We start from the raw sequence: 4282 nt of genomic DNA on the forward strand, positions 1-4282 counted from the left end.
CGGCGCGCCCGGGTGTGGGCCCCCGCCCCGGTGTTTTGGCCCCGCGGGGGCCCCCCCCGCCGCGCGGGCGCCCCCGCCGGGGGGCCGGCCGCACCTCGCGGGGTGGCTCGGATGACGACCCCGCTGCACGTGGAGAACCTGGTCAAGCGCTACACCGGCATGACCCGCAACGCCGTCGACGGCATCTCCTTCGACCTCGGCGACGGCGCCGTCGTCGGACTGCTCGGGCCGAACGGCGCGGGGAAGACCACGCTCACCAAGCTGATCTGCGGCGTCACCGCGCCCACCACGGGCCGGGTCACCGTGTTCGGCGAGGAGCCGACGGCCGGCAGCGAGGTGAAGCACCAGCTCGGCGTCGTCCACCAGTCGGCGCCCTTCGACATGATGCTGTCCCTCCTTGACAACCTGCGCATCGCCGCCGCCTTCAAGGGCCTGCGCTGGCACGAAGTCCGCCCGACGGTCGACGAGTTGTTGGACACGCTCGGCCTCGGCTCGGCCACCGGCCAGCTGGTGTTCACCCTCTCCGGCGGCGAGCGGCGCCGCCTCCAGATCGTCCGGGCGCTGCTCGGCCGCCCCCGGCTGCTGCTGCTCGACGAGCCCTCCGCCGGCATGGACGTCAGCGGCCGCCGGAGGATGTGGGAGCTGCTGCGGGACCTGCGCCACCGGTACGGCACCACCATGCTGTGGACCAGCCACTACGTCGAGGAACTGGAACGCAACTGCGGCCGGGTGCTGATCGTCAACCGGGGCCGGCTGCTCCAGGACGGCACCCCGCGCGAGCTCGCCGAGCGCTTCGGCCCGCAGGTCGTACGCGTCCGGACGGCCGACCCTGCGCAGCCCGAGCCGTTCGCCGACCTGGCCCGCTCGGCCGGGTTGCAGGCCGTCGTCACGGACGGACTGGTGCAGCTGTCCGGGCGCGACGTGCGCACCCGGCTGCCCGCCCTTCTCACCCGCCTGCGCTCCGACGGTCCGGACGCGGCGTCCGTGGAGTACCTCCCGCCGTCGCTGGAGGACGCGTTCATCGACCTCGTGGAGAGCCAACCGTGACCACTGCGACCGCCGACTCCGCCGGCACTGCTGACTCCGCCGACTCCTCTGCCTCCGCTGACACCGCCGGTACCGCGCCCGCCCCGCCCACCGCCCCGCGCGGGCGGTGGCGGCAGGACGCCGTCGCCACCCTGTACCGCGAGTACTGCCTGCTCACCCGCAACCGGACCAACCTCCTGCTGGCGATCACCCCGAGCGCGGTCTACCTGCTGCTGTTCGCCACCTCGCTCTCCCACCTGGTGGGCGACGTCCGGTACCACGGACGCGCCGTCGGCTACGCCGAGTTCACCGTGCCCGCGCTGATGCTCTCCTCCATGCTGGCGGCGGCGACCGCGGCGGGCACCTCGCTGTTCCAGGAGCGGCTCGGCCAGATGGAGCTAGAACTCTGGTCGTACCCGCTACGGCGCAGCAGCTACGTCCTGGGCAAGCTGGCGGCGGGCGCGGGGCTCGTCCTGGCGCAGACCCTGGTGGCACTCGCCATCGCGCTCGCCGTGTTCGACTTCCGCTGGCCGGTCGGGCACTGGGCCGCCCTGATCGCCTCGACGGTGCTGGCGTCCTTCGCCTGCAACGGCCTCTACCTGCTGCTGGCCACGCTGTTCACCGATTTCCAGCGCTTCACGGTGACGGTCAACGTCCTGGCCCCGGTCCTGCTGTTCGCCGCCCCGTCCTTCTACCCGGTGGAGCAGATGGCCCCGGTGCTGCGCCTGCTGTCCTGGGCGGATCCGGTCACCTACGTGGTCCGCTGCCTACGGGACTCCGCCCTGCTGGGCTTCGACGCGGCCTGGCCGCAGATGCTGCTCCTGGCCGGCATCGCCGCCATCACCAGCGCGCTGACCGCCCGCTCCCTGTTGACGCGCGCCGCGAAGCTGTGACGGATCGTCCAGCGCCCCGTTGCCGGAGCGGACGTACGCTCAGTCGCCGAGGATCCGCTCCCACAACAGCCCGTCCCGCCAGCTGCCGTCGAGGAAGATCGAGGAGTGCGCGACGCCGTACGGACTGAACCCGTGGCGGCGCAGCACCCGGTGCGACGCCACGTTCTCCAGGCTGGTGGACGCCTCGGCGCGGTGCAGCCCGAGTTCGTCCGTCATCACCCGGAGCGCGAGTTCGACGGCACGCCCGGCGTGCCCCTGATTCTGGGCGACACTGGCGATCCAGTATCCGACGGAGCCGCGGCGCAGGTGCGGCTGCGGCAGGATGCCCGCGACGGTGATCTGCCCGACCACCTGGTCGTCGGCGAGCACGACGCCCGGCCAGACCGTGCCGGCCCGGTACCCGGCCAGCAGCCGGTCGATCCGCTCCGCCTGGCCCTCCGGAGTGAAGAACTCGGCCGGCTGGTCCGGTTCCCACGGCCGGAAGGCCTCGACGTCCCGCGTCCGGTGCGCGGCTATCGGGGCGGCGTCGGCGGTCTCGATCAGACGGATACCGGTACGGCTGCGCATGGGCTGGTCCTTGTCACGGCGGGTCGGATGAGACGGCAGCCTATGCGAGCGCGCCCACGCCACGGCGCCCTGTTCCGCTTTTCCACGTGCGTGTCCATCAGCAGCGGGGCGGAGCCGCCGAAGCAGACGGAGTCGCCGGTTCCAACGTGGAGACCGTGCCGGCGGAGCAGACCTGCTGGACCGACGACAACGGCTGGGCGAGGGGTCGGCTTCAGCGGCGTGATCGGGCCGCGGCCATCGGATCAGCCTCCGGCCGCGGCCCTGCGGGCGACGTCCGCCCGCAGGGCGGCCAGCTCCGCTCGGAGGGCAAGGAGTTCTCCACCGCGACGACAGACGGCACCGAGACCCGCCCGGGCCGCGAGAGGCCAGAGCCTGCACACCGCCATCCCGCCACAACTCATGCCACTGGTACGCCGACTTCGGGCTCACCCGCCAGACGCCGTGCCACTTCCGACGGCTTGATCCTCTGCTCGAACAACTCGGCCGCCCGCATCGCCACCGACTCCTGGCGCAGCCGCCCCTCAGCGCCCAGCCCGCCCCCATCTGCATATCTCACACACCGCCGAACACAGCCACCACACCAAGCCCATCAGGGACTTCAGGAAAGCTCACCCTGGCGATCCGAAGTCAGTAACGAGCCCTTCGTTCACACCGTCACAATGACACCCTGTTCGACGGGCGGAAGCGTACGTGTATGAGGGGACTCCCGTGCTGGGGCCGAAGGGGGCATCGATGGGAGCCCGGGGACCCTGCGTTGCGTGGCTTTCCGTGACTCCCGATCACCCGGTACCTGGCCCCCTGCGCAGTCCCCACGGGGCCGTGCGACGCTTCACCCGGAGGCCGGAGGCCGGAGGATGTCCCGGCCTTCAGTCCGGGGAGGAATCCGGTTTTCCGTATGGCGGGTCAGGGGCGGCCGTTTTGCCGCCAGGCGGACCGGTGTCTACCAATCCGAGTGCGAACACTTTTTTGTCAGACCGTCAGGCTAGGGTGCCGGGCATGGAGATCACAGCGCAGAACACCGGCCCGGCATCCGGCCTCCGTCCCGTGACGGACAGCCGCCGACCGCACTCTGCACGGTGATCGTCAAATACTCACACGCGAGATTCAGGGGCAAGAACATGTCACGGACCGAACTCCACCGACGCCGTGCCGTCATCGGGCTCATCGCCGGCGCGACGCTGATATCCCTCGCCGGATGTGGATCGTCGAGCCCGGCCAAGAGCGCCACCGCGCCTGGGGCCGCGGTCTCGACGTCCGCGGGTGCGGCGCCGGCTGACGCGGCAGCGCCCCCGGCGGCGGGCGCCCCCGCCAGCGCGCCGGGGAAGGCCGGCAAGGGCAGCGCCGACGTGACCTTCAGCGGCGTGGAGTCCGGCTCCATCAAGGCCACCGACAGCACCTGCACCGTCATCAAGGGTGAGCTGACGTCCTTCCAGGCGCCGTCGGACCAGAACGCCGGCGGTCCGAGCGTCGCCGGCGTCGAGTCGGGCACCGGCTGGATGATGCCGGTCAGCACGGCCGCCCACGTCGGCGGCTACGTGAAGAACAACGCGACCGGCGTCAAGGCGACCAAGACCGGCGACAGTTGGACGGTCACGCTGACGGACACGGAGGTGGCCGCCACCTACGACCTCGGTCAGACGGTCACGCTCAACGGAACGATCATCTGCGGCACGGTCGTCAGCGCCGGCTGACCGGCTGACCGGCCGCAGAACGGGACCTTGTGCCGAACGCCCGGGGGGGGCGACACCCCCCGGGGGGCCCCCCCCCCCCACCGGGGGGGGGGGGGGGGGCGCGGG

4 protein-coding genes are annotated in these 4282 nt (G+C 72.0%); 3 read left to right on the forward strand and 1 reads right to left on the reverse strand.

Annotation, left to right across the window (positions count from 1 at the left end):
* Nucleotides 1-111: 111 nt before the first annotated feature.
* A complete protein-coding gene (locus tag ACFV6I_RS09285; RefSeq protein ID WP_380424072.1) occupies nucleotides 112-1047 on the forward strand; it encodes an ATP-binding cassette domain-containing protein in 936 nt (311 codons plus the stop codon).
* Nucleotides 1044-1919 carry an ABC transporter permease gene (locus ACFV6I_RS09290; protein WP_380424073.1) on the forward strand — a complete coding sequence of 292 codons (876 nt, stop codon included), beginning with the start codon at nucleotides 1044-1046 and terminating at the stop codon, nucleotides 1917-1919. The genes ACFV6I_RS09285 and ACFV6I_RS09290 overlap by 4 nt, the downstream gene beginning before the upstream one ends.
* Nucleotides 1920-1958: 39 nt before the next feature.
* Here the strand turns inward: ACFV6I_RS09290 and ACFV6I_RS09295 are convergent, their stop codons facing one another.
* Nucleotides 1959-2486, reverse strand: a complete 528-nt coding sequence (locus ACFV6I_RS09295; RefSeq protein WP_380424074.1) for a GNAT family N-acetyltransferase — start codon at nucleotides 2484-2486, stop codon at nucleotides 1959-1961.
* Nucleotides 2487-3604: 1118 nt separating this feature from the next.
* On the opposite strand from ACFV6I_RS09295, the gene ACFV6I_RS09300 reads away from it, so the two are divergent.
* Nucleotides 3605-4177, forward strand: coding sequence for a hypothetical protein (locus ACFV6I_RS09300; RefSeq protein WP_380424075.1), 573 nt, complete (start codon nucleotides 3605-3607; stop codon nucleotides 4175-4177).
* Nucleotides 4178-4282 lie beyond the last annotated feature (105 nt).

Source organism: Kitasatospora sp. NPDC059803 (assembly GCF_042732255.1).
Lineage (GTDB): Bacteria > Actinomycetota > Actinomycetes > Streptomycetales > Streptomycetaceae > Kitasatospora.